Below are 23,606 nucleotides of genomic sequence, written 5' to 3'. Positions count from 1 at the left end.
TGAGAGGTGTCTGCTTGTTCAGGGCTGTCTACTCTAATGCTTCGAAAATGAAGTATGTCGCGCAGGCTATCGCTAAAATCACTGATGAAGCACCATTCTACGCCACCCCCGACGCGCTTGAGGTTAAGGTTTTAAGCCCTGATAAAACCATGATGACCATTGTCAAAATCCCCGGGATCGCCTTCGACGAGTACAGTGTGGACGGGGAAGAATTCTTCGTGATCTCCTCAATGGATTTCAACAGGATTATAAGAAGGTGTACAAGGAACGATGTAATGGAGATGGAGCTGGATAAGGAGCATTCTGCTTTGAGAATCATATTCCGCGATAAGAAAACCGGTCTTGAAAGAACCTTCCTCCTGGAGACAAGGCCTAGGCCGCCTGAGCCTGTCCCCGAGATAAACATCGAGCTAGGCGTCACGGTTAAAATAGCCTCCGACGACTACAGGGAGCTGCTCGGCGATTTGAAAACCGTGGGCGAGACCGCTGTCTTCACAGTCCAGGAGGGGAAGCTTATTGTTAAAACAGGTGAGCAGCAGAAGGAGTATGAGGGTGTTTTCAGCGAGGGCAACCCGCTGATATACTTGTCGTCAACATCCCCCAGGGTTCAGGCTAAATACTCTGTCGACCTGCTCCAGGCAACCCTGAAGCCTATCTCGGCTGCTAAACAGGTCACAATATACTTCGATAATGACAAGCCGATGAAGATTGAGTACGAGATAGCTGGAGGCGGGACAATAATCTACTGGCTAACCCCGAGGGTTGAGTAGCTAAGCATTCTTTTTACCGGGCTTTTCGAGAAGACTGGTCAACTCATCTATTAAACGCTTCCTCTCCTCAACGCTAACCCCCGCCCTAGCCTGCGTAACCGGCTTCGCGGGGAGGGCGATCCTCCACGCGGGGGCTGGGCAAACACTCCTCTTAACGCACAGGATGCAGCAGTGAATATCGACTAGGACATCCTTGTAAAGCGTGCACTGCCTAACAGCCTCATACCTCCCGCAAACACTGCACCTCTCCCAGTAAATCGTCACTCCACAATCCCCCACTAAAGAGTAAGCTCTCCCTAGGTATAAATCACTTGCTCATTAAAAACTCATTTACCCGAATGATCGGGTTTGAAACCAAACCTGATTGCTTGGTTTCACGAACTAAAAACGCGGAATTTATAAAGGATTAAGTTGATTGTAATAATCAGGTGAAAATACGTATCTCAAAACTATAAGCATATTATTAATAGTAACATTCTTGTTAACTATTCTAACACCCGCAACATTAAACTCGTTGTCAATCGGTAGCGAGCCGAACAACGTCTATACTACCCCGTTGATCGCCGGACAGTACATGGTTGTTGGCGAAGTAGACGTGTGGACAAGCGTTGTGAATGATTCCCTAATCCTGCACGTGCTGTACAATATTACAGACCCGGCATGGTATCTCACGGAGGCTCATCTAGCAGTAGCCACAAGCCTGTACGACATACCTACGACCAGGACGGGCAACCCGATACCTGGCAGGTTCCCCTACAAGGCTTACGGATTATGGGATCAGAGCTATGAGTTCACTGTCAACCTGACCGAGATGTTCGGTATTGAGTGCCCATTTGAAACAACCCTCTACATAGCTGCTCACGCAGTGGTTGCTAAAGTAGACGAGTATGGTAGCATAGTTAAAACGGAGACAGCATGGGGTAATGGCACGAGGTTCACGAACAGAGGAAACTGGGGAATGTACTTCACGTATACGGTAAGCTGTGAGGCAGGCGGAATGTGCTACTTAAACGATGACGCTGAAACTTCATGGGCTTACGGGATGCCCTTCCCCGGTGCTAGCTGGGCAATGTACGTGGTATATAATGGTGGAGAAGTAACAACCGATTTGATAAGGGCTCAGCACTACGATGTTGGAGACGTTTACATCATGGTCAACGGGCAGAACATGGTTATCAGCATACAACTAGATGATGGTTACTCGATATCATACTATCACATACATGTTGCAACCAGCCTGGATGGAATACCCCAGAACAGGGCTGGGAACCCGCAGATCGGTTTATTCGAATACCAGGGCGAGTACACAGAGATAACGCCAAGCATTACGCTGTACTTACCACTGGACGAGGCAGAGCAGTCTGCGGAAACTCTCTACGTAGCAATACACGTGGGTGTAGCCACTTATACTTGCAGTAGTTAATGAGAAGTTGCGTCGTATAGAAAATTCTTTTTCCCCACACCCTATTACATCCCTTTGATAAATTCTCTTTCTCGAAAAAGTCAAAATGTTTTCTACTTAGATAAACCCTGGTCTCGGAGACGTTCTCAACAATAACGCCTTGGGGATGGGGCGAGATTGATTCGTGATCGGTGAGGTCACGGTTTAAAGCCTTCGAACTAGGCAATGCTACGATATGTTTAAAAAGTATATACTCATATATACATTACGGCTCGGTGTTTACTATGATTCACGAAATAATCTTCTACGGCAGAGGAGGTCAAGGAGCTGTCACCGCAGCCAACATACTGGTTGAAGCAGCAATGTACGAGGGCCTCAACGGCCAGGCATTCCCGTTCTTCGGTGCTGAGAGAAGGGGTGCACCTGTCACAGCTTTCGCAAGAGTAAGCGATAAGCCCATTCTCAAGCACGGAATGTTCAACACCGCGGACATCCTAGTAGTCTTCGACCACGGGTTGATCTCCTCGGGGGTTGTGAGCAGGGTTAGGCTGAGGAGAAACGGTGTCTTAATAGTTAACACGCCTGAGCAGGAGCTCGACCTGTCAAGGATCGCGGCTGAAGGAGGCTTCAAAGCCTACACGGTGGATGCTACAAGAATAGCACACGACTTGAAGCTGGTCATAGCCGGGTGGCCTGTCGTGAACACCGCGATGCTTGGAGCACTGGTGGGGGCTGTGAAGCTGGCGAGCATTGAAAACGTTAAGAAAGCAATCGTCAACTACTTCGGCGAGAAAGCTGGCGCTGTCAACGCGCAGGCAGCCGAGCGTGCTTACGGAGAGGTTAAGCTTGTGAAGGAGGTGTGAGCTAGTGAGTGTTGAAACAGTTAAACCCGTGCACGGGAAGCTACCTATCACAACACCGGCGAAAGGAGTGGCGGGCAAGACAGGGTTGTGGAGGACTGAGAGACCCGTTGTAGACAACGCTAAGTGCACCAGGTGTTTCACCTGCGAGATCTACTGCCCCGTGAACGTGATAAGGGTTGAGCCTGAAACCGGGGTCTCCATAGACCTGGAGTACTGCAAGGGCTGTGGCGTGTGCGCGGAAGTATGCCCTGTGAAAGCTATTTCAATGGTTCCCGAGGGAGGGTGAGAACATGGGTGTTAGGAAGGCTTTAACAGGCAACCACGCGATCTCCTACGCGGTCAAGCTTGTGAGGCCGGAGGTTATAGCAGCATACCCTATCACCCCGCAGACAAGCATTGTTGAGAAGCTCTCGGAAATGGTTGAGTCAGGCGAGCTTGACTCCGTGATGATAAGGGTTGAATCAGAGCACTCAGCGCTTGCCGCGTGCTACGGGGCAGCGCTGGCAGGGGCGAGGGCTTTCACTGCTACGAGCAGCCAGGGACTGCTCTACATGCACGAGGTTGTCCACTGGGTTTCAAGAGCCAGAATACCGATGGTGATGGCTATTGTGTCGAGAACTATTAACACCCCGTGGAATATCTGGCCCGACCACAGCGACTTCATGGATCAGAGGGATGCGGGCTGGGTAATGGCTTACGCAATGGATAATCAGGAAGCCCTCGACCTAACCATTCAGGCTTTCAAAATAGGCGAGGACCCCGAGGTCTACCTGCCGGTTATGGTGGGTATTGAAGGCTTCATACTAGGGCACACCACGATGCCTGTTGAAATACCTGACGAGGAGCTTGTGAGGGAGTGGCTTGGACCTCGTAGGCAACCATACGTTGTCGACGGCGGCTCCCCAATAGGTGTTGGAGGCTTGACAATGCCCGAGGAGACCGAGGACATATTCTACGGCATCCAGGAATCCATGGAGAGCGCTAAGAGAGTTATCGAGAGGGTTGACAAGGAGTATGGGAGGCTTTTCGGGAGAAGCTACGGCGGGCTAACCCAGTGCTACAGGTGTGAGGACGCTGACTACATAGCGGTGGCAATGGGTGCTTGGAGCGGGGATTTAATGGAGGCTGTGAACGCTTTAAGGGAGCAGGGCTACAGGGCAGGGGTTGTAAGGATAAGGTTCTACAGGCCCTTCCCCCACGAGGAGATATGGAGGTATGCGGGCAGGGCTAAGGGCGTGATAGTTTTCGACAGGTCGATCAGCTTCGGCGGCTGGGGACCAATATTCACCGACCTGGTCACAGGCCTCGCAACATACACTGACAAGCTCCCAGCTCTAAGCAATGTCGTGACAGGGATCGCGGGAGTAAACATCACCAGTGAGGATTTCGAGAGGATTGTTAAAAGATTCATTGAAACTGTTGAGAAGGGCGGTAAGCCCGTTTTCTTCGAATGGTTTAAGAAGAGGTGATAGCATGTCCCAGCAGAGACCCAAACCCCCAATACCCTACAACATGAGGGATGCATTCCTACCAGGCGACGCAGCCTGCTCCGGATGCCCCATACCCATGGGTTGGAAAACAGTTCACGCCGCTCTAGGCGGGAAAGTAATCTACGTCATACCGGCATGCTGCTCCTCCGTTGTCGTGGGAACATACCCGGGTCAGTCGCTGAACGCAACCATAGTGCACGTGCCCTTCGCGGCAGCCGCCGCGGTGGCCTCAGGCATTGCTGAGGCCTTGGAGAAGAGGGGGATCACGGATGTCCACGTCGTAGCGTGGGCTGGGGACGGCGGCACAGCGGACATCGGCATGGCTACTTTGAGCGGGGCTGCGGAGAGGAACAACAACATGATCTACGTAATGTATGATAATGAGGCTTACATGAACACGGGGATTCAGAGAAGCTCTTCAACACCGAGGGGTGCGTGGACCACTACAACCCCTGTGTCAGGGAAGGCTGAGCAGAAGAAGGATGTTGCGAGAATCATGATAGCTCACAACATACCCTACGTTGCAACCGCGAGCATAGCCTACCCGCACGACTTCTACAGCAAGCTGCAGAGGGCTAAGAGCATTAAAGGATTCAAGTTCATACACCTCCACGCCCCCTGCCCTGTTGGATGGAGGTTTGAACCCCAGTACACTGTCAAGATGGCGAGGCTGGCTGTTGAAACAGGCTTGTGGATACTGTACGAGTATCAGAATGGTAAGATAACCCTGTCAGGGCCGAGCAGGCCCTACATGGACCCGTCTAAGAGGAAGCCTGTTGAAGAGTACGTTAAGATGCAGGGAAGGTTTAGGAACATAACGCCTGAGGCTCTTGAAGAGATAAAGAGAAGCGTTGAATTGAACTGGGAGTGGGTTAAGAAGTTCATGTGAAGCAGTAGTGTTCTCAAATACTCTTTTTCAACAACCACATCCTTAGCGCGCCTCCAGGATGGTTTGCCAGGATTCTCCTACGCAATCTTAAAATGTTTCAAGTTATCGGCATAAGTTTTGACAAGGCTATTATAGCTATGGTGAAAGCCACCATTATCCCTATGAGAACATGGGGCTTCAGCTTCAACCCTACGTCGCTTTCCTCGTAGAATCTAACCAGTCCCGCTGCTGAAAGCAGTGCAGGCCCCTCCTTCTTCCTAGACTTCTTGCTCAACCCGCTCAGCCTCCCCTCTTATTTAATTCTTACATGCTTAAATAATTATGGTGTTGGCATGAGGATTAGGGATGCGCAGGAGCTTATAAAGGATAAATACTTCGAGAGGGATTCTGCACGGGGGTTGTTCGCTACCTTCACATGGTTTAGCGAGGAGGTTGGGGAGCTTGCCGAAGCCCTTCTCAAAATGGATCACAAGCTTATCGAGGAGGAGGTTGCGGATGTACTGGCATGGCTCCTTAGCATTGCAAACCTGGTGAATGTTGACGTTGAGGATGCTTTCAAGAAGAAATACGTTGCTAAGGGGACTTGACAGCCTTCACAATTTTAACCGCTAGCTCAGGGTCTCTCTCCACAATGGTCCCTGTCACAAGCACGTCCGCGCCGGATCTAACCATCTCCCTCGCCTGCTCGGGAGACCTTATACCTCCTCCGACAATAGTGATGAGGCTCGTGTACTTCTTAACCATGGCTGGGAATGACAGGGGAACGGTCTGCTGAGACCCGCTTCCAGCCTCCAAATATATGTACTTGAACCCCATCATCTCGCCTGCTAGAGCATAGGCTAAAACCACCTCAGGCTTCCCAACAGGTATTGGCTGAACCCTACCCATGTGCGATACCGCGGTGTCAGGGTATACTACTATGTAGCCTGTTGGAAGCGGTTCAAGCCCGTACTTCTTGACAAGGGGTGCTGCGACAACCTGGGCCATCATCAGGTAGTATGGCTCGTTAGAGTTCATTAAAACCATGAACAATACTGCATCGGCACGCGGGGTTAAGCAGTTGATGTTTCCGGGGAAAACTATGACGGGGAGCCCCGTCTCCTTTAAAACCCCGGCTACCTCGCCAGCCTCCTCAGGGGTGACGCCTATGCTCCCGCCTATTAGGAAGGCGTCGGTGCCTGCTTCAGCCATAAGCCTCGCTGTCTTCTCAAGCCCCTCCCTTGTGAAAGGCTTGTCAGGGTCTACCAGGGTGAAGTGGAGTTTCTCACCTCTCGCTATCTTGCCGGAGATGTATTCATGAACCCTCCTCAACCCCACCAGCCTCCTCCGCGCCGCCCTCCTCTGTCTTAGGCTTCTCGAAAGTAACCTGGACTTTGCCCTCCTCGAACAGGTCTATAAACTTGTTGTAAACGTCAACAGCCTGGTAGAGATCAGGGACTGGGTTGGGATACTCTGCCCTCAGCCCGCATCGCCCACAGCTTATCTTAGCAATCTTGAACCCTGCCTCCTCAGCCTTGGAGAACTCTACTGAAAGAGATACTGACCCGCAGTTAGGGCATTGGAACACGCTTGGGATTCTCACTATCCTCTTCTGAATCTTCCTCCTCTTCTTCCTCCTACCCATTTAATACACCGCTCGCTGATCTCTAATCACTCCTGTAAAGTATATAATGCTTTCCTCAGCGTGGGGGATAGGTTTTTCTCAAGTATTTCGAAAACAATCCTTACACAATCCTCAGCGCTGAGCGAAACCTCCCTCTTCTTACCCAGCTTAGCGGCTAGCTCCAGCCCTACCAGGTGTTTACAGGCAGGCGTCTTCTTAGTGGAGGCAGTCCTGATCATGAAGTCCTTGCAGCTGCAGAAGCTTCTTGGAACAAGGAGGTAGTCGCCTCTCGGCCCAGTGTAAACCCATATGAAGCCGTTGCTGGAGCCTTGTTTACAGGATAGTTTGACAAACCTTTTCTCGTAAACCTCGGCCAGGATGCTCTTAGCCTCAGGGCTCTCCGGGGTGATCGACTCCAAGTATTTAGCAGTATCCTTTACGTCCAAAGTATCATCCAGCCTGAAGCGTTGAGTATGGGCCCGCGGGGATTTGAACCCCGGGTCACGGGGAGTTCCGCCTTCAGCGGCTTCTCCAACAGGTCCCGAACCCCGCATCCTAGTCCAAGCTAGACGACGGGCCCGTCTACTAATCGTTATTAGTGTAGAAGGGTTTTTAACGCTTTAACCGTGGGAAGAATGTTTTTTAAAAAAACTAGACGCGGGGCTTCACTGCTTCAATGCTTCCCCGAATCTTTCGAGAAACACTATCTCGCTCAGAGGCTTCCTCTCCTTTGCCACAGGCTGCTCTCCCGGCCAGCCTATTGCGAACAAGCCTATTGGGACATAGTTTTCAGGAGCCCCCACGAGCTCCAGCACCTCGTTAACATTCCTTAAAGTCTGAATCCAAACGGCTCCCAGCCCTGTGCAGTGGAGGGCGAGCCAGAAGTACATGGCAGCGAGGGACCCGTCCACCATGTGTGAAACAGGCGACTCATCCTTGCTCGCTAGGACGAGCACTGCTACCTTAGCGTTAAGCAAGGGCTTGGAATACCTGAGGATTTTAGCAAGAGCTTCAATCCTGGAGCGCTCCCGTATCACTATGAACCTCCAGGGCTGCTTGTTGCCCGCGCTCGGCGCGTACCTGGCAGTATCGATCGCTTTCAACACGAGCTCTAAAGGCACTTCTTCATCCTTGAAAACCCTGATGCTACGCCTCTTGAGAAGCGGTTCGAAGCATGCATTGCTCAACCAACACCACCAATTACTAATACTACTGCTTGAAGATAATTAACCATGTCCTTCTACCCAAACCTCTTTTTTAGAAAACCATTCTAGCTCTAACGGGGACTCTCCTTAGAATTTTCAGGTTTAGATCAATTAGTTCGCGGTGAAGCCTCTCTCCCGCCTCCCTAAAGCCTTGAATAATTCTAATGAACGGGTTGCTGACGGTTGTCAAACGGAGCTGCACGTTCTGATAAATATTTATGTTTAAACATATAATTCTGTCCGACTCTATGTTCCAGCATAAGTAGTTTTGCAAAGCCCTTGATGTAATCCGGGCTTTGTACATATTTTCATCCTTTCATATATATTTTATTATACTTGAATCCCTTTTAACTCTTCCCATACTCTTTAAACAAGATCTGGAAGGGGTTGAAAGTGTTGGAGCAGGCTGTCTAGTGGGGTTGAGAAGAGCCCACTATTTTCTTAAGGTTCTCGGGGAAGGGGGGCTTGACAACTCCTTTCTCGGTTATTATGGCTGTTACGAGATCCGGGTCGGTTATGTCGAAAGCGTAGTTTAAGGCCGAGGCCTCCTCCAGGGTTATCAGCCTCCCCATGACATACTTCACCTCTGCCGGGTTCCTCTCCTCTATGACCACGTCCTCGATCCTGCTGTTCAAGTCTATCGTGCTTGTCGGCGCTGCTACGTAGAAGGGGATGTTGTTTCTCCTGGCAGCTAAGGCTATCATGTATGTTCCAATCTTGTTTACAACATAGCCCTCCCTGGTAATCCTGTCCGCTCCAACTATGACGAGGTCTACCATTCCCTTCCTCATGAGGAAGCCCGCGGTATTGTCCGTGATCAGGGTTACCGGTATCCCCTCCTTCACCAGCTCCCAGACCGTTAGCCTCGCCCCCTGGAGGACGGGCCTGGTCTCTGTTGCGTAAACCCTTATCCTCTTCCCCTTATACCATGCTACTCTCATAACAGCCTCTGCTGTTCCAAGAGCAGAGGTCGCGAGGGCTCCCGCGTTGCAGTGTGTCAGGATTGAAGCATTGTCGGGGACCAGCTGGGAGCCGTGCTCACCGATCAAGTAGTTCGAGTATATGTCCTCCTCCATAATCTTCAGAGCCTCCCTTGTCACGTCCTCCGCAGCCTCCAGCGGGGTTGCTCCAGCGCTCATTCCCGCGAGCAGTTTCTCCCTAACCCTTGTGAGAGCGTGGAACAGGTTGTGAGCTGTTGGCCTCGTGGCCCAGAGTACTGAGACTGCTTCAAGCGTTTTAGAGTAGAACTCCTCCCTGGGCTTACCTGTCAAGGTCCAGGCGTAGGATGCTACCGCCAGGGCTGCCGCAACACCTATTGCCGGAGCCCCCCTTATCTCCAGGTCTATGATTGCCTTTGCAACCCTCACAGGGTCGCTGCTACACTCCACCTCCTCCGAGTGGGGTAGTTTCAAAGTGTTTATCCAGCATGTTTTCCTCGAGGATTCATCCCACCATACAGCTCTAATCTTAATAGGGTATGGTATGTTCATGAAGCATCATCACGGGTTTAAAATAATTTTACAGCAATATAAACGTGGGATTTCATCCCTTAAGCAAGGGGTTGGGTTTGGAGCAACAGGTCACTATCTACTTCGACGAGGGCTCGTGCAACGGGGTTGTCAGGGAGGGGAAGGTTGTCGACGAGCTTGACGGTAAATGGTTTGGAAGGAGAGATGGGGATGTGCTTGTTCTCAGCCTGGTGGAGATAGCGTACCTCCTGCTCGGCGGGAAGGCTGTTGTAAGAGTCGGCGGAGAGGAGGCTTCAGACCTGAACGCTCTTGTCAGCCTGCGGCACGAGTGCTTCGCAGAGTTCTTCTGGCCCATGCTCACCGTTTACAAGGATTTAAGGGACAGGGGGAGGCGGGTTAGGCCCCTGGGCGGTAACAGCTTCCTGGTTAAGGATAAGCTGGGCGATGTGAGAGTGGTGTACGTGCTGGAGGAGAAGGCGTTGGAGAGTACTGAGAGCCTTGTCAAATACGTTGAGGCTGCTAGGAGCAACTCGCTCCAAGCCGTCTTCGCAATCGTGAGCCTCCAGGGTGATTTAACATACTACGAGGTTTCAAGGATCAGCCCTGTGGTGGGTTAGAATGGTCTCGGATATTCTCAACCCTCCGCGCGGCATGAGGGATTTAACAGGGCCTGAAGCCTGGCTGCACGAGTACTTGGTGAACACTTTCAAGAAGACTGCTGTTTCAACAGGCTTCGAACCCGTTGTCACCCCGACCGTGGAGTATTTCAAGCTGTTCGAGGCTAAGAGCGGTGAGGAAGTTAGGAACTCGATGTATGTTTTCCAGGACAAGGCTGGGAGGCTTCTAGCGCTGAGGCCTGAGGTAACCGCTAGCGTGGTGAGGGCTTACCTGAAAGAACTGAGGAGTGAGCCTAAGCCTTTGAAGCTCTACTACGTTGCCCAGTGCTTCAGGTATGAGGAGCCCCAGCACGCCAGGTACAGGGAGTTCTGGCAGGCTGGTCTCGAAGTGATCGGCGACCCCGATGTCAACGCTGACTTGTCAGCCGCGTTCACCGCTAGCGTCTTCCTCGACGAGATCGGTGTCGGGCACGAGTATGTCGTGGGAAGTGTAGCAGTGCACAGAGGGTTGATGAAGGGTTTAGGAATCCCTGAGGACGCCCAGGACCACGTCCTCCACTTAATAGACAAGGGCTTGGTTGACAAGGCGCTGGAGGAGGCTTCAAAGCACTCGAGCAGGGGTGACCCAGGCCTTCTCAAAGAACTCTTGAACACCCCTCTTGACAGGCTGGAGGGCTTCATAAACGATGCCAGGGAGCTGCTGGGAGGGGATTACGAGAGGGTTTTGAAAGAGCATGCGAGGCTCCTGGAGTTCACCGATGCGTTGAGAAGCCTCGGCTACAGGGTAGAGTACAGCCCCTCCCTTGTCAGGGGGCTGGCATACTACACAGGCCTCATATTCGAGTACAAGACTAAGGCGCTTGGGGTGAGCATAGGCGGCGGGGGAAGATATGACGGGCTGACCATGGTTTACGGGGGAGTGTTCGAGCACTCCACAGGCCTAGCGCTAGGCCTTGACAGGATAGCCCTGGCGCTGCAGGGCGTGAAAACCCCGGGAACCGGGGGCGGGGTCGCTGTGATCCTGTCGAGCAAGGTGCCGGTGTCAGAGGGCTACAGGGTTGCGGGAGCCCTGGTTAAAGCAGGCTTCAAGACAACTGTTTACAGATCCCCCGGCTTCTCCAAGCCGCTGGGGCATGCCGCTAGGAAAGGCTACGCCAGGGCGGTGATCATCGGGGAGAGGGAGCTTAAGGAAGGGTTGGCTACTGTGAAAAACCTTGAAACAGGGGCTCAGTCAATAATCAAGCTCCAGGAGCTCCTTGAAAACCCGGTTAAACACCTTGCCTAAGAATGCGTGGCCAAGGAGTGAACGCTTCGTAACCTTTAAAGCTAGCCTTCAAGGGTGTTAGTGCAGGAACTCGTGAGATGCTTTAAAGCAGGGATTATTTGAAAAACTTGAGAGTTGAGGGAGGGCTTCCTCAATCCTCAGGCATCATTAGGTATTTTGATGCTTCCTCGTTCAGCTTCTTCCTCGACTCCGCGTATCTTCTCCATTCCTCATGCACTATTATGTCTCCTCCCCCGCTCTTCCTGGCTGACTTGTCTATTTTAACTATCGCTGGGACAGGGGTCATCATGCCTAGGAGTATTGCCTCGCCAACGTTCAGGCTTGGAAGCAGCTCTAGGAGCTCGTCGCTTAGGGTTTCGCTCGCGCTCTGAACATATCTCTGGTCCCCGGGCTCAACAAGCCTTAGAATTATCTTGTTGTTCGTCTGGCTTAAAGCATCCTCGTCAAGCTTCTTAGGCCGCTGGCTCACCAAGCACAAGCCTACGCCGAACTTCCTGCCCTCCCTGGCTATTTTACCGGCAATACTCTTCGTCAAGGTCCCCCTGTCCGAGGGGAGGAGGATGTGGGCTTCCTCAATGACTGCGAGAACCGGTACAGGATAGCCCTTTTCCCGGCCGCTTGAAACGTGCTCCTTCCTCTCCCTAAGGAGCCAGTTGAGGTAGTGGTGGACTACGACGTCCGCAACCTCCTCGGAGACACCGCCAAGCTTGAAAATGTTTGCCTTACCGGGTACTATGGCTTCCTCAAGGTTTATAGGTGCTGTCGGCGTGATAACTTTCCCACTATACTCTTCCAGGAAGTCTTCAAGCTTTTCTAAAACCTCGGAGAGAGATTGGTCCGCCGATTTCTTACGCCTCTTCTCATCACCCTTACCCCTCTTCTCATCGTCGATACGTTGTTCAAGAGCCTCCTTGAGCTTGTCTAGGAACTCTTCAGGCCTCTGATACCTGGTATTCTCTACCTCCCTATAGGCCTGCCTGAGGAATCTTCTCTGTTTGTGAGCCTTCTCATCCAGGTGGAGTAACCTGTAGAACTCGTGCAGGGTTAGGCGGGCAGGGTGGATCTTAGGCTCAACGAAATACGTGCCCTCCTCTCCTGCAACCCATCCATACTCGTTGTGCATGTCGAATAGTACTACTGTCCCGCCTAGTTCATTTACAATCCTGTCAACCAGGACTCCTACAGTGTTGGATTTTCCAGCCCCTGTAATAGCCAGTATTGCAAGGTGTCTTGAAACTATCGCGTTCACATCCACCGATACTGGGACGTCCCTGTGGTTTACAAGAACCCCTATCCTCACCTTCCCTCTCACATCCTTCGAGAAAATATGCCTCAGAGTATCCGCGTCAGCCTTGTACACGGGCGCCCCGGGTCTCGGCGGGTATGAAGGGGTTTCAACAACACCTGAGTTAACCAGTGTGTCAACCCAGCTGAGTATCCTAGCCCTCCCGATGATGTATTCCGCCATTTCACCCCCGTATAGCTGAGCCTTGCTCACATAATCCGGCTTAACCTGTTCCATAGATAGTAGCGGGTTGCCTATGAGTGATTCTTCAACCATTCCCAGGGCAAGCCTCTCGCTCCCGTTGCTACTGTATGATACTAGAACGTATTCTCCAACCCTCGGGGGCTCCGAGGCTGTGAAGGATACCTTGGAGTGCGAGGTTTCACCTATAATGTTTCCAAGTTTGATCCTTCCCCCGCTCACAGATCTCCCACCACTCTCCTCTGGTTTAATCGATCTCGACATACCACTCACCCAATACCTCTCTCCCCGTTAAAGAAGGGAGTATGCCGAGTGAAAAAGCGATCTGGTTTAAATCCTGCCTCGTCACCTTGACAAGCTTATCAACCTGGATAAGCGGATACGGATACCCATTGTAGGATTCGCCCGCAAGCATGTCCATCACACTCTTAACTACTTCGCGAGCAGTGCTTGCTGAAACCGCTGAGCCTTTTCTGAAAGGTATTTCAAGCTTGAGCACGGGCCCGTCCTGGACAAGCCTAACATAGGTGAGTATGATGCCGATGCTTTCAAAGTAATCCCTTACATGCTTCTTCAATACACCCTCTGATGGAAGAGTTTTAATAGTCTCCACCTCCTCCACTATTAACGGCTTGGAAAACCCTGGTGTACGCGTGTAGTTGCTGAAAACCGCCATATCGGTTGGCCCCGATAATCTCCCCTCGAAGGCTTTCCCGACCCTGGTAGTCTTCAGCTTTCTCAAATACTCCTTGCTCCTACTTCTCTTGGACACGTAAACCAATCCCCAGCCCTCTACCATGGACTTATCCAGCAGAAGCCTCAGCGAAAGAAGCTTCTCTACAAAGACTGTGAAAGCGGATGCCGCCTCAAACACGCTGTCATCAATGTCAGTGAACCCTATCCCTCCTTTCTTAACCTCTTTAAGGATTGACCTAGAGATGAAGGGGTCGCCGAAGTACCGGTCTGCCTCCTCCAGCTCCAACGCCTGCTCCCTTATCTTATCTAAAAGAACTACTACTTCGTCAAGCCCTATCAACCTCTCCACCGCCTCTATCCCCCTCCTAATACCTATTCTCGTAAGAGGGTCTGGGTTTATGAGAAGGGATATTATGCTACCGTCTATGAGTACCAGCTTGCTTATGGATGCGAGAGCTATCTTCGCCTCGCATATCTCTCTGAAAGCTCTGACAAGCCCGTCAGCATTCGCCGCTGTCACAACATCCACGTCCCCTATGTACTTATGCCTAACCGATGACTGGTGCCTGGAGAGAGCGTATGCTTTCACACCGTAGATGCTGGTGTCGCGAAGCTCCATGCTTAGCGCGCTCCCGTCAACTGCTGTTATGGATTCAGGCTGGTTTACAGTAGGGGTGTACTCAACCCAGTTCTCCTCCGCCATCGCCCTGTACTCATCACTGCTTAACTGCTGGATTGCCCAGGCTATCTCATCCTTCTTCCTCAACGCAAGCTCTAACAGGTATTCCCTCAAGCCTCCTCCCTCTCCACTCTTGAGTACTCTGTATCCTCCTCTTTTCTCACCGCATACACTACATCCGCCGCATCCCTAACCTCAACATCGTGTGTTACCACTATTAACTGAGGGATTCCTTCACCACCCCTGAACTTTTTCAACAGATTGATTAGCTCGCGCCGCCTCTCCTGGTCTAAATACTCGGTTGGCTCGTCTAAAGCCAGGAAGCCTATTCTCCCTCGTGTAACTATCTGGTGAAGCGCGAGAAGCCCCAGTATGCTTATGGCTACTTTCTCCCCACCGCTCAACTGGGGAACCCCGAGAACCCTCCCCCTTGCCCCGGCTAACTCTACTTGGAGCTCGTAGTTTTCATCAAGCCTTACCGAGTAGAAACGCAGGTTGAACACATCGCTCCAGCTCTCCATCATTTTCGAAATTAAGTCGACATAGTATCTTCTAAGATACCTGGGAACACCGTCCTTGTGGAATATCTTCTCCCTTAAGTAATTGATGATCATGGCTTTCCTTATCGCTTTATTAATTTCTTTAACCAGGTTCCTCAGGTCTTCAAGCTCCTTCTCAACCTTTTCAAGCTCGCTAGTGTAGAGTTTAACATGCTCCGTGCTCACTTCAATAATCCTTTTCAACTCCTCCAGCTTCTTACCAGCTTCCTCAAGCTCCTTGAGGGTTTTCTCCACGCTCTCCAGCCTGGCCTGAACCTCGACCCGTGCCTTCTCAAGCTCCTTGAGCCGTGCACTTATCTCCTCGACCTGTTTCCTGAAATCCCTTATATCCGCCTCCAGCTTCTCCTTCTCAACGCCTAGCTTAGCAAGATCTAGCTCAGCTTGTGTAGCCTTCTTAAGCTCCTCCTGCAGTATCTGGACAATTTCTTCACGACTCCTCACAGCTAACCCGAGCTCCCCGGCAAGCTCTGTTGATAAACGGGTGAACTCGTTGCTCAACCCTTCTATCTCCTTGTTCAAACCCTCAACCTCTCCTTTGAGCTGACTATACGTGTTTACGTCGAAGTTTGCTACAAGGCTTCTCCAGTTGGACAGGTGGCTTCTATACTTGTTCAAGGCTTCCTCAAGCTGTCTAACCCTTGCCGAGAGTTGCTCAGCCACTGCCTTAACCTGCTTCTTCCTCTCTCCCAGCCTCTCCAGCTCAGCCTTCCTCCCAGCTACTTCCTTCAATGCTTCAACAACCTGTTTCAAACCCTCCAGCTCGACACTAGCCTGGGACTGCCTCGTCCTCAGCAACGTAATCCTGGACTCGAGATCCCTCAGCTCCTTCTCCAGCTCGCTGAGGTGTTTTCTGAAATCAGCAAGTATCTCCTCCTTCCTCCTCCCTTCCAGGGGCCTCTTGCACACGGGGCACTCGGGCTGGGGGCTGGTTTCGAGAAGCTCTATGCTTTTCTCAACCTGCTGCTTCAAGGCTTGCTTACTAGCCTCTTCCCTCACGGTTTTCTCCAGCTCAGCGGTCAGGCTGGCAAGCTCTTCCTCAGTCTTCCTCAGCAGTTCTTCAAGTTTCTCAACGCTTTCCTCAGCTATGAGCGGCTCAATCCTTGAAAGCTGACTCCCCCTTACAACATCCCTGATTCTTTCCCGGAGCTTCCTGATCTCGCTTACAAGCCTGCGCTCCTGCCCCTCTATGCTCCCCAGCTCCTGGTTTAATGCGTTAAGTTTTTCAAGAGCACTGGTTTTCTCGCTCTCCAGGCTCCTGACCGCTTCCTCTAGTTTCACGAGAGACCCGTGCTCAGCCTCGAGCTTTTCAAGCTCGCCCCGGACTTTCTCAAGGGCTTTAAGCTGCTCCTCCCTGGCTTTGAGAACCTCCCTCTTACTCTTCTCCTCCCCGTGGATCTTGATCAGGCTGTTAACCCGCTCCTTGAAGGATGGGGTTTTTACAAGCTTCTCCTTCTCCCGAATCTCTCGTTCAACCCATGCAAGCCTTTCCTCATAATCCGCTATCCTTGAGAGGAGGGATTGCAAGTTCCCCCTCAGGCTTGACGCTGTCGCATTGATCTCGGAGAGTTTATTACTCAGGGATTCCTTCTCAGCCCTCGCCTTCTCCAGCTCTAACGCCTTCTCCTCAAGCCTCTCCTCCCTTATCCTCCTCCTAGCCTCCTGTATTTTACGCTCATACTCGCTCTTCTTCTGCACATACTCCTCCCTTCTCTCCAGGAGCCCACTATGCTTTCTCAAAACCTGCTCGCGAATGTTCTCAACCGTTCTCTCAACATTGGCTCCCGGGCATACTTGGTAGGGGGTGCTGGTCTCGGGGCAGTACTCCCGGAGTTTCTCGCTTATTTTTTCATACAGGTCAAGCCCTAGAAGCTTGTCAAGTATCTCCTTCCTTTCAGAAGGGCTGAGGGATGCGAAAACCTTTGTCAGCTCTCCCTGGTTTACCAGCACTATCCCGTCAAGCTTTGAGGTCTCTATCCCCAGTATCTCAGCTAGCTTCGCGTTTACATCGGTTGCTCTATCCGCTATCACTTTACCCTTTCCCTCCCTCAACTCCCAGAGCATTGCTTTCTCCGATGCGCCTGAAGGGATCAGCCTCTCAACCCTGTATGTTTTACCCTCGTGTTTAAACTCAAGTATTACTTTCGCACTACTGTGTTTTAGGTTTACGAGTTGTTCCTTCCTCCTGATCCTCCATCCATTACCTGTTAAAGCATAGTATATTGCTTCTAGAATGCTTGACTTGCCCGCCCCGTTAGGTCCAACAATAGTGTTTACTCCTTTCTCAAACACCACCTCTGTCTTATTGTGGCTGAGGAATCCTTCAAGAACTACTTTCTGAAGAATTAGCGTGGATGATTCCGCACCAGCCTTGTCCAGGTCTCGTGAACCGGTTTGATCAAGAACCTGTGTAGTTGCACCCATAGGTCTCACCTTTTAAAGTAGTCCGTGATCCTGGATGGTTTGTGAGCACTGGGCTCGCTTACCCTACCGGGCTTTGCCTCCTCTAGTTTAACGTATTCATCCGGTATCCCGATCCTGCTCCAGAAGGTTGCCCTAGCCAATTCCTCTATAATCTGCTCCACCGCTTCCTCATCACCCTGCTTGAAGGCTTCTTTCAAGCCTTCCACATGCTCTGCTAGTTTTTTAGCCTCATCAGGGGAGATCCCTAGCTCCCTGGCCAGGAAGTCCGCGAGCGTGTCGAGCTCTCCTCTTGCTTGCTGTGTTATCCTGCTTGCTTTCTCAAAGGTTTCCTTCACGAGTTCCCTCACGAACTTGTGGAATATGAGTTCCAGCCCGCCTTGGAGCCTCCTCTTCTTCTCATCGACTATGAAGCCTTCTATCCTCTCGAGGCTTACCATATCCCCTGCCTTCACGAATATCTTGACGTACAGTATTCCCTTGTTACCCGGGTTAACCTGCTTCGCAAGCCTTGCCAATGCTTCAGCTATCTTAGGCTTCCACTCCGACTCAGCCACGCCTGTCTCCACGTATTCGAAAGGCGTTGCCTCCACTTTAACCGTGTGCACGACAGGCTCCTCAGGGGTGAGGTCAACTATGTAGAATCCCTTACCATTCCTCCTGGCTTCCTCAACCTCGTCAATGTCGAAAATATCTATGCTCCCCGGGTACGCTATCACCTGGCTCCTGCCATCGATAACTCTCTTCTCGATTATTCTCCGGTGGAGATGGCCCATTGCAACATACCTTGGTGTTACAGGGATGTTGCTTATACTGAGACCTTTCTCCAGTGGGAAGTAGTTTTCAATGTTTTGATGCATTATCAGCACGTCGTACTTGCCCAAGGCCCTATCCATTCCCTGAATGTACTTGTACAGGGCTTGCCTACTCTGTTCACTATTTTTGACGTTGAAGTAGTTGAGCCCTGCGAAAACATACTCCCTCCCATCCTTCAAAGCCTTCTCAGCGAAGAATATCTCCTTCCCCGGCGTGTACACGTTGCTGAAGAGCCTGAGAAGCTCTATTGGTGAGTCATCTCTTTGCGGCCACCTGTCGTGATCGCCTGGAACAATGAAGACTGGTTTACCCTCACTAGTTATCCTGCCAACAATGTCTATAGCCCTTTTCAAAACCCTGTTAGGAAGGTGGTGTTTATCATCAAAGAAGTCTCCAGCGAAAATAAACGCGTCAACATGCTCTTTAAGCGCTTGCTCAACAGCCTGCTCAAAGTGATCGATAAACTGCCTCATGGTCTCAGAGATGTTGTAAAGAGTTTTCCCAAGATGAGTATCAGCAAAGTGTGCAACAAGCATTTCCAATCCCTAATTACTAATAAGTTATAAAGAGGTTCTGATAAAAACAAACCCTCCAGCCAAAAACCCCTATCCATAAACCCTTCCTCTCCCAGTCCTTTCTTCTATAACTGCTTCAAACTCTATGGAACATACAGAGTAGATCCCCGTCTCTAGGTTTTTCCAACCATTTTCAACCCATGTTTATGAGAAATTTTGTTTTTCCTATTTCATCTAAGTCTTTTCTAATTGCTTCAATAGAATAATTGAACTCATAATAGCAAAGATCGCTATCTAATAGTCTTCTCCAGCGAGTCTGTCGTCGATCTCTACATCGTAAAAACCCAACAACCAATACATCCTAACACTAGCCATCACAGGAAGAAGGGCGTGATGAGAAAAGGATTAAGCCTCAGATTAGAGGGTTATTTCGTATTCAAAGATTATGGTGACGTCTCCACTGTTATAACTTATACTCCCAAATTTAAATTTGACATGATCGCCAGGAAGGAACTCATTTCCAAGTTTCAACTCCACTATTGCATATTCTCCTGGACGTGTTGGAAACGGTGACACGGTTATATCTCCACTCCTTCTTATCGTTGATTGATCAACCCATATTGCTCCCACATACTTCAAAGTGTTGTTATCATTCCACACTTCAACTCGGATAAAGTTTAAAGGCATGTAACTATCCGCAATATTGGCTACGATAAGAGTGATATTCCATCCATCTTCTGTTTTTTCAACAAAGTAGTTGTATAATTTAACTAAAGGCTTCGTGGTTTTTGTGAACCGAGCCTCTGGATTGGGGACAAAGGTTTCATACATATTGTCATTTATCATAAATTTCACAACGGTAGTTTCAAACAAGTTGGATGATGAAAGATTGAGAGCGATGCGTGTTGATTCTCCTGGGAGAATAACTATTGGACTCCATGGTCTCGTCTCATCTGAGAGGCTACAACTCTCCCATATCAAGCCATTGGGGTCTGTTTTACGTGATATAGAAATGAACCACATTTCAGGACTGGCAAATTTTGTTATAACGAGAGGAACAACTCCTTTATTCTCCACAGTGAAAGTATATCTGAGATAATTCCACGAGGGATCTTCAACGAGTTTAACATCTTCCACTCTCACTTCAAACATGGGTTCAACCAATCCTGTTGTTTCAAAGTATCCAGATATTAGTGGAAAAGTTTTCTCATATTTTCTTCCATCAGCAAAATGAAACACAACATTAACATGATCTCCCTCTGTAACATTCATTATCAAAGCTTTAATTACCACACCTATCTTTGAACCAGCAGGTATCACAAATACATCCATATTGGTTCCATTGAAAGATACGGAGAAAGGTTGTTTCCCGTTCACAGTTACACTCTCAATTTCAACATCCTTATACTTGTTTTCAATCACCATCGCAAAGATCCAATTATACTCAATCCAATTATACTCATACCAATCCACATTTTCAACATACGCATAAACAATACCAAAGCCATCCTCGTTCACGGGACTGATGGTCACTGTCCCAGTCTCGGTCTCAGTGTAGGGTGTACTAGTCGTTGTTGATGGGGAACCACCAGCACTTCCACTGGGCGTGAAACCCATGGTTAAGATCAGCACGGGTGTAATAACACTCACTATAACTAAGACCACTATGATTAAGAGTAAATCCTTCCTCTGCACGGACAACCCGCCCAATAATTACTGGAGGTAGAGGAAGTATTTATCTTTCAATCTATTTTTATGGCTTCGAAGAAGATGGGACACGCTAATCAACAAGACAGATCTTTCAGTCTCTTATGATTGCTTCAATTCTCATATTAATAGAATATTGAAGATACGATCCTTTCAGTCTTTTTTGATTGCTTCTGGTCATTGTTTTGATTGAGTGGGGTTATGGGGTTTTCTACGGGTTTTCCGGAAAACCAGGGCTCCCCGTTGACAAGCCGTCCGCGACGCCCTGCTGGAACCGGGGGGTTCTAGTCCATGGCGGGAGCCCTTCTCGCGGTCGATTTTCCGGACGGTTTCTGCGGGGCAAGGGCGGTGGGGGCTTGGGTGTCTTTGTTTATAAGCCGGTGTAGTTAATCCTATGATTAGGATTCACGCGTGGAGGCGTTTCCTATGGTTAGTGTTAGAGTTGAGAAGATAGGGGATTATGAATGGGTTATCCCTAGAGGAGCTAAGCCGTGCATGCTCACCGATGCCTTGGTGTTCGCTGACGAGTACTTGATTAAGAAGATGCATGAGGATTTAACCCTGGAGCAGGCTGCTAACGTGGCATGCCTCCCCGGGATCAGGCTGAAGTCTTACGTGATGCCTGACGGGCACCAGGGCTACGGGTTCCCAATAGGCGGCGTGGCGGGGTTCGACATGGAGGAGGGTGTGATAAGCCCTGGTGGAGTAGGCTACGATATAAACTGCGGGGTCAGGGTGTTGAGGACTGAGATGGATGAGGAGGATGTGAGGCCGAGGCTTAAAGAGATTGTGGAGGCGTTGTTCAGGAACGTGCCAAGCGGTGTTGGCTCAACAGGGCATTTAAGGCTTAGCGTGAGCGACCTGGACGAGGTTTTAAACCACGGTGTTAAATGGGCGGTGGAGCACGGGTTCGGATGGGAAAGGGATATGGAGCATATTGAGGAAAGAGGGAGCATGAGGGATGCCGACGCGAGCAAGGTCAGCAGGGTTGCTAAGCAGAGGGGGCATGAGCAGCTTGGAACACTCGGAGCTGGAAACCACTTCCTCGAAATACAGGTGGTTGACGAGATCTACGACCCCGAGGCTGCTAAAACCCTGGGTATAACCCGGGTGGGGCAGGTAACCCTCATGATCCACACCGGGAGCAGGGGGCTGGGCCACCAGGTTGCGAGCGACTACCTGGTAACCATGGAGAGGGCTATGAGGAAGTACGGGATACAGGTCCCTGACAGGGAGCTTGCCGCAGTACCCTTCAACTCGCCCGAGGGCCAGGACTACTTCAAAGCTATGGCCGCGGCCGCGAACTTCGCCTGGACTAACAGGCAGATCATAACCCACTGGGTTAGGGAGAGCTTCAAGCAGGTTTTCAAGAAGCCCCCGGAGGAGCTGGGTCTCGAAATAATATACGACGTAGCCCACAATATAGCTAAGAAGGAGGAGCACGTGGTCAACGGGGAGAAGTACAGGGTTGTAGTCCACAGGAAGGGGGCCACGAGGGCCTTCCCGCCGGGACACCCCGACATACCCGCGGACTACAGGAGCATAGGCCAGCCCGTATTAATACCTGGTAGCATGGGCACGGCCAGCTACATACTGGTTGGGACAGCCCAGGGGGCGAGGACATGGTTCAGCGCCCCGCACGGAGCGGGCAGGTGGCTGAGCAGGGGTGAGGCGATAAGATCCTACAGCCCTGAGAAAATAACCGAGGAGCTTGCGAGGAAGGGTGTTGTGCTGAGGGCTGCGACTAAAAGAGTGATCAGTGAGGAAGCCCCCGGAGCCTACAAGGACGTGGACAAGGTGGTGTTGACAGCGCACAAGGTAGGGATTGCTAGAATGGTTGTAAGGATGCGCCCAATAGGAGTTGTTAAAGGATAGTCAGGGATAAGTAGGCAAGCCAGCCCAGGGTTAAAGCCAATCCTGTTTTCTTCACGGATGAAACCATTAAACCCCCGCCTGAGGCTGAGGCAACGGCCACCGACCCCACAATGCTCGAGTATACCAGCGGCGCCACGGCACCGGGCGGCTGGCATGGCGGGCCCGTGAACCCTTTCAGCATGTAGGCCATGAAGGATAGGAGGAGCCCTGTGAAAACCGCGTAGAACAGGTAGAGCCTCGACCTCTCCCCACACCACTTCCTCGACTGGGCAATGTGTCTTGAAAACCTGGAGACGGTGGAGGCAAGCGCCCTCGGGAACCCGCTGTACTCCAGAGGGGTTGACAGCAGGGTTATGAGCCTCCTAGCCAGCGGCGGGAGGGGCAGTGTGTCAGCCATGGTTGAAGCGTTGAACCCGTTCAGCATTGCAATCCCAAGGAGCTTGTGAACCAGGTTTCTCGACGAGTAGAAGCCCGCTGTAAGGGATGCGTCAACCGGGACCCCTAGGGCGAGGCCTGAAACAGCCTCCTCGGCTAGGAGGACGGCCTCAGCCTCAACTCCTTGGGAAGCCCTAACCCTCTCCCTCAAGAAAGCGTGGAGTGTTAAGGCGAGAGCAGTGTGAAGCACGAGGCCTTGAAGCCCTGTGAGGGCGAGGAGGGCTGTTGCTACCACTGCAAGGTCGGCCGCAGCCATGTATGGCGGTTCAGGGGATAGGATGGTTTCGGAAACCCTTCTAGCAATCAAGTATCCTGCAACGCTTGTGAAGACGGTTGCGGCAACAGATACTGCAGGGTTCAGGGAAACCCCTGGGAGAAGCGTGAAAACTGTAAGGGTTAGGACGATTATGAGGAAGCCTTCGTAGAAAGCATCGATATGTGTGAAAAGGCTTGAAACCCTTGCCCAGTGCTTCTCCAGCTCCTCGCTAAGATACTTCTCTACAAGGCTCATGGTCCCCCCTGTTGACACTAAAACCTCCCCGTACTCCCTGAGAAGCCTTGACACTGTTGGGGAAGGAGTGAGCTCGGCGAGGCTTCTGAGCGAGGTGTAAGGGTCTCCCGAAGCCTTCTCCAGGAACACGTAGAGCCTGGCAAGGGATGCGTAGTCTCCTGGGACGCGGATTCTTCTACTAGCCGAGTGCTCGAACAAGTCCATGATCCTGAGGCCCGTGGACTCGAAGGAGGCCAGTGTTGTCAGGAAGTCGAGAAAGCCCTCCTCCAAGCCTCTAGCACTGATCCTGCTCAGCGACTTCTCCAAACACCACGC

General features: G+C 51.0%; 24 protein-coding genes and 1 tRNA gene. 10 read left to right on the top strand and 15 right to left on the bottom strand.

The window, feature by feature from the left end:
* Window positions 1-14: 14 nt before the first annotated feature.
* Entirely contained in the window at window positions 15-770 is a 756-nt protein-coding gene (locus tag IMZ38_RS01895; RefSeq protein ID WP_193436507.1) for a DNA polymerase sliding clamp, read from the top strand.
* On the opposite strand, the gene IMZ38_RS01890 is transcribed toward IMZ38_RS01895, so the two are convergent.
* Window positions 771-1,034: a hypothetical protein gene (locus tag IMZ38_RS01890; protein WP_193436506.1), complete on the bottom strand. Its 264-nt coding sequence runs from the start codon at window positions 1,032-1,034 to the stop codon at window positions 771-773.
* A gap of 250 nt (window positions 1,035-1,284) precedes the next feature.
* On the opposite strand from IMZ38_RS01890, the gene IMZ38_RS01885 reads away from it, so the two are divergent.
* The 5 genes from IMZ38_RS01885 to IMZ38_RS01865 all read left to right on the top strand — a co-directional run bounded on the left by IMZ38_RS01885 (window position 1,285) and on the right by IMZ38_RS01865 (window position 5,414).
* Window positions 1,285-2,193 carry a hypothetical protein gene (locus IMZ38_RS01885; protein WP_193436505.1) on the top strand — a complete coding sequence of 303 codons (909 nt, stop codon included), beginning with the start codon at window positions 1,285-1,287 and terminating at the stop codon, window positions 2,191-2,193.
* A gap of 263 nt (window positions 2,194-2,456) precedes the next feature.
* Entirely contained in the window at window positions 2,457-3,035 is a 579-nt protein-coding gene (locus tag IMZ38_RS01880) for a 2-oxoacid:acceptor oxidoreductase family protein (RefSeq protein WP_193436504.1), read from the top strand.
* 4 nt (window positions 3,036-3,039) lie between these two features.
* Complete coding sequence (locus IMZ38_RS01875; protein ID WP_193436503.1) at window positions 3,040-3,321, top strand: 4Fe-4S binding protein; 282 nt, start codon at window positions 3,040-3,042, stop codon at window positions 3,319-3,321.
* 4 nt (window positions 3,322-3,325) lie between these two features.
* Window positions 3,326-4,504, top strand: a complete 1,179-nt coding sequence (locus tag IMZ38_RS01870; RefSeq protein ID WP_193436502.1) for a transketolase C-terminal domain-containing protein — start codon at window positions 3,326-3,328, stop codon at window positions 4,502-4,504.
* A 4-nt stretch (window positions 4,505-4,508) separates the two neighbouring features.
* Entirely contained in the window at window positions 4,509-5,414 is a 906-nt protein-coding gene (locus IMZ38_RS01865; protein WP_193436501.1) for a 3-methyl-2-oxobutanoate dehydrogenase subunit beta, read from the top strand.
* Window positions 5,415-5,511: 97 nt separating this feature from the next.
* Here IMZ38_RS01865 and IMZ38_RS01860 read toward each other — a convergent pair whose 3' ends face one another.
* Window positions 5,512-5,688 (bottom strand): preprotein translocase subunit Sec61beta, encoded by a 177-nt coding sequence (locus IMZ38_RS01860; protein ID WP_193436500.1) that lies wholly within the window; start codon window positions 5,686-5,688, stop codon window positions 5,512-5,514.
* A gap of 58 nt (window positions 5,689-5,746) precedes the next feature.
* On the opposite strand from IMZ38_RS01860, the gene IMZ38_RS01855 reads away from it, so the two are divergent.
* Complete coding sequence (locus IMZ38_RS01855; protein WP_193436499.1) at window positions 5,747-6,001, top strand: MazG nucleotide pyrophosphohydrolase domain-containing protein; 255 nt, start codon at window positions 5,747-5,749, stop codon at window positions 5,999-6,001.
* Here IMZ38_RS01855 and IMZ38_RS01850 read toward each other — a convergent pair.
* From IMZ38_RS01850 to mtnA, 7 genes are all read right to left on the bottom strand, one after another.
* On the bottom strand, window positions 5,988-6,725 hold the full coding sequence (locus IMZ38_RS01850) for a phosphoglycerol geranylgeranyltransferase (RefSeq protein ID WP_193436872.1): 738 nt from the start codon (window positions 6,723-6,725) through the stop codon (window positions 5,988-5,990). The two genes, IMZ38_RS01855 and IMZ38_RS01850, sit on opposite strands and share 14 nt — an antisense overlap.
* Entirely contained in the window at window positions 6,709-7,038 is a 330-nt protein-coding gene (locus IMZ38_RS01845) for a hypothetical protein (RefSeq protein ID WP_193436498.1), read from the bottom strand. Before IMZ38_RS01845 ends, IMZ38_RS01850 begins: the two co-directional genes overlap by 17 nt.
* Window positions 7,039-7,064: 26 nt before the next feature.
* Window positions 7,065-7,463, bottom strand: a complete 399-nt coding sequence (locus tag IMZ38_RS01840; protein WP_227410898.1) for a metal-binding protein — start codon at window positions 7,461-7,463, stop codon at window positions 7,065-7,067.
* A 28-nt stretch (window positions 7,464-7,491) separates the two neighbouring features.
* Window positions 7,492-7,597 (bottom strand) — tRNA-Pro (locus IMZ38_RS01835).
* Between the two features lie 85 nt (window positions 7,598-7,682).
* Entirely contained in the window at window positions 7,683-8,204 is a 522-nt protein-coding gene (locus IMZ38_RS01830) for a nitroreductase family protein (RefSeq protein ID WP_193436497.1), read from the bottom strand.
* Between the two features lie 70 nt (window positions 8,205-8,274).
* Complete coding sequence (locus tag IMZ38_RS01825; protein WP_193436496.1) at window positions 8,275-8,424, bottom strand: hypothetical protein; 150 nt, start codon at window positions 8,422-8,424, stop codon at window positions 8,275-8,277.
* 208 nt (window positions 8,425-8,632) lie between these two features.
* Window positions 8,633-9,712, bottom strand: coding sequence for an S-methyl-5-thioribose-1-phosphate isomerase (gene mtnA / locus IMZ38_RS01820; protein ID WP_193436495.1), 1,080 nt, complete (start codon window positions 9,710-9,712; stop codon window positions 8,633-8,635).
* Window positions 9,713-9,789: 77 nt separating this feature from the next.
* Here mtnA and IMZ38_RS01815 point away from each other — a divergent pair, with 77 nt between their 5' ends.
* Both IMZ38_RS01815 and hisS read left to right on the top strand, forming a co-directional pair.
* Window positions 9,790-10,308 (top strand): endonuclease, encoded by a 519-nt coding sequence (locus IMZ38_RS01815; RefSeq protein ID WP_193436494.1) that lies wholly within the window; start codon window positions 9,790-9,792, stop codon window positions 10,306-10,308.
* Between the two features lies 1 nt (window position 10,309).
* On the top strand, window positions 10,310-11,593 hold the full coding sequence (gene hisS, locus IMZ38_RS01810) for a histidine--tRNA ligase (protein ID WP_193436493.1): 1,284 nt from the start codon (window positions 10,310-10,312) through the stop codon (window positions 11,591-11,593).
* 130 nt (window positions 11,594-11,723) lie between these two features.
* Here the strand turns inward: hisS and IMZ38_RS01805 are convergent, their stop codons facing one another.
* From IMZ38_RS01805 to IMZ38_RS01785, 5 genes are all read right to left on the bottom strand, one after another.
* Window positions 11,724-13,343 carry an ATP-binding protein gene (locus tag IMZ38_RS01805; RefSeq protein WP_193436492.1) on the bottom strand — a complete coding sequence of 540 codons (1,620 nt, stop codon included), beginning with the start codon at window positions 13,341-13,343 and terminating at the stop codon, window positions 11,724-11,726.
* The gene (locus IMZ38_RS01800; protein ID WP_193436491.1) at window positions 13,327-14,568 is read right to left on the bottom strand and encodes a DNA double-strand break repair nuclease NurA; all 1,242 of its coding nucleotides are present in this window, start codon (window positions 14,566-14,568) and stop codon (window positions 13,327-13,329) included. Before IMZ38_RS01800 ends, IMZ38_RS01805 begins: the two co-directional genes overlap by 17 nt.
* Window positions 14,565-17,435: an AAA family ATPase gene (locus tag IMZ38_RS01795; RefSeq protein ID WP_193436490.1), complete on the bottom strand. Its 2,871-nt coding sequence runs from the start codon at window positions 17,433-17,435 to the stop codon at window positions 14,565-14,567. Before IMZ38_RS01795 ends, IMZ38_RS01800 begins: the two co-directional genes overlap by 4 nt.
* Before the next feature lie 5 nt (window positions 17,436-17,440).
* A complete protein-coding gene (locus IMZ38_RS01790; RefSeq protein WP_193436489.1) occupies window positions 17,441-18,784 on the bottom strand; it encodes a metallophosphoesterase family protein in 1,344 nt (447 codons plus the stop codon).
* A gap of 396 nt (window positions 18,785-19,180) precedes the next feature.
* Window positions 19,181-20,458 (bottom strand): hypothetical protein, encoded by a 1,278-nt coding sequence (locus IMZ38_RS01785; RefSeq protein ID WP_193436488.1) that lies wholly within the window; start codon window positions 20,456-20,458, stop codon window positions 19,181-19,183.
* A 438-nt stretch (window positions 20,459-20,896) separates the two neighbouring features.
* Here IMZ38_RS01785 and IMZ38_RS01780 point away from each other — a divergent pair, with 438 nt between their 5' ends.
* Window positions 20,897-22,345: an RtcB family protein gene (locus tag IMZ38_RS01780; RefSeq protein ID WP_193436487.1), complete on the top strand. Its 1,449-nt coding sequence runs from the start codon at window positions 20,897-20,899 to the stop codon at window positions 22,343-22,345.
* On the opposite strand, the gene IMZ38_RS01775 is transcribed toward IMZ38_RS01780, so the two are convergent.
* Entirely contained in the window at window positions 22,335-23,597 is a 1,263-nt protein-coding gene (locus tag IMZ38_RS01775; RefSeq protein WP_193436486.1) for a hypothetical protein, read from the bottom strand. The two genes, IMZ38_RS01780 and IMZ38_RS01775, sit on opposite strands and share 11 nt — an antisense overlap.
* Window positions 23,598-23,606: the final 9 nt, after the last annotated feature.

The organism is Thermosphaera aggregans (assembly GCF_014962245.1).
GTDB lineage: Archaea > Thermoproteota > Thermoprotei_A > Sulfolobales > Desulfurococcaceae > Thermosphaera > Thermosphaera chiliense.
The sequence above is the reverse complement of the archived record's forward strand: the minus strand, read 5'-3'. Positions and strand labels throughout refer to the sequence as shown.

Bases quoted from the DNA above. Each gene is read 5' to 3' on its own strand.
- IMZ38_RS01880 (WP_193436504.1), top strand. From the start codon at position 2,457: ATGATTCACGAAATAATCTTCTACGGCAGAGGAGGTCAAGGAGCTGTC.
- IMZ38_RS01870 (WP_193436502.1), top strand. From the start codon at position 3,326: ATGGGTGTTAGGAAGGCTTTAACAGGCAACCACGCGATCTCCTACGCG.
- IMZ38_RS01865 (WP_193436501.1), top strand. From the start codon at position 4,509: ATGTCCCAGCAGAGACCCAAACCCCCAATACCCTACAACATGAGGGAT.
- IMZ38_RS01855 (WP_193436499.1), top strand. From the start codon at position 5,747: ATGAGGATTAGGGATGCGCAGGAGCTTATAAAGGATAAATACTTCGAG.
- IMZ38_RS01845 (WP_193436498.1), bottom strand. From the start codon at position 7,038: ATGGGTAGGAGGAAGAAGAGGAGGAAGATTCAGAAGAGGATAGTGAGA.
- mtnA (WP_193436495.1), bottom strand. From the start codon at position 9,712: ATGAACATACCATACCCTATTAAGATTAGAGCTGTATGGTGGGATGAA.
- hisS (WP_193436493.1), top strand. From the start codon at position 10,310: ATGGTCTCGGATATTCTCAACCCTCCGCGCGGCATGAGGGATTTAACA.
- IMZ38_RS01805 (WP_193436492.1), bottom strand. From the start codon at position 13,343: ATGTCGAGATCGATTAAACCAGAGGAGAGTGGTGGGAGATCTGTGAGC.
- IMZ38_RS01795 (WP_193436490.1), bottom strand. From the start codon at position 17,435: ATGGGTGCAACTACACAGGTTCTTGATCAAACCGGTTCACGAGACCTG.
- IMZ38_RS01790 (WP_193436489.1), bottom strand. From the start codon at position 18,784: ATGCTTGTTGCACACTTTGCTGATACTCATCTTGGGAAAACTCTTTAC.
- IMZ38_RS01780 (WP_193436487.1), top strand. From the start codon at position 20,897: ATGGTTAGTGTTAGAGTTGAGAAGATAGGGGATTATGAATGGGTTATC.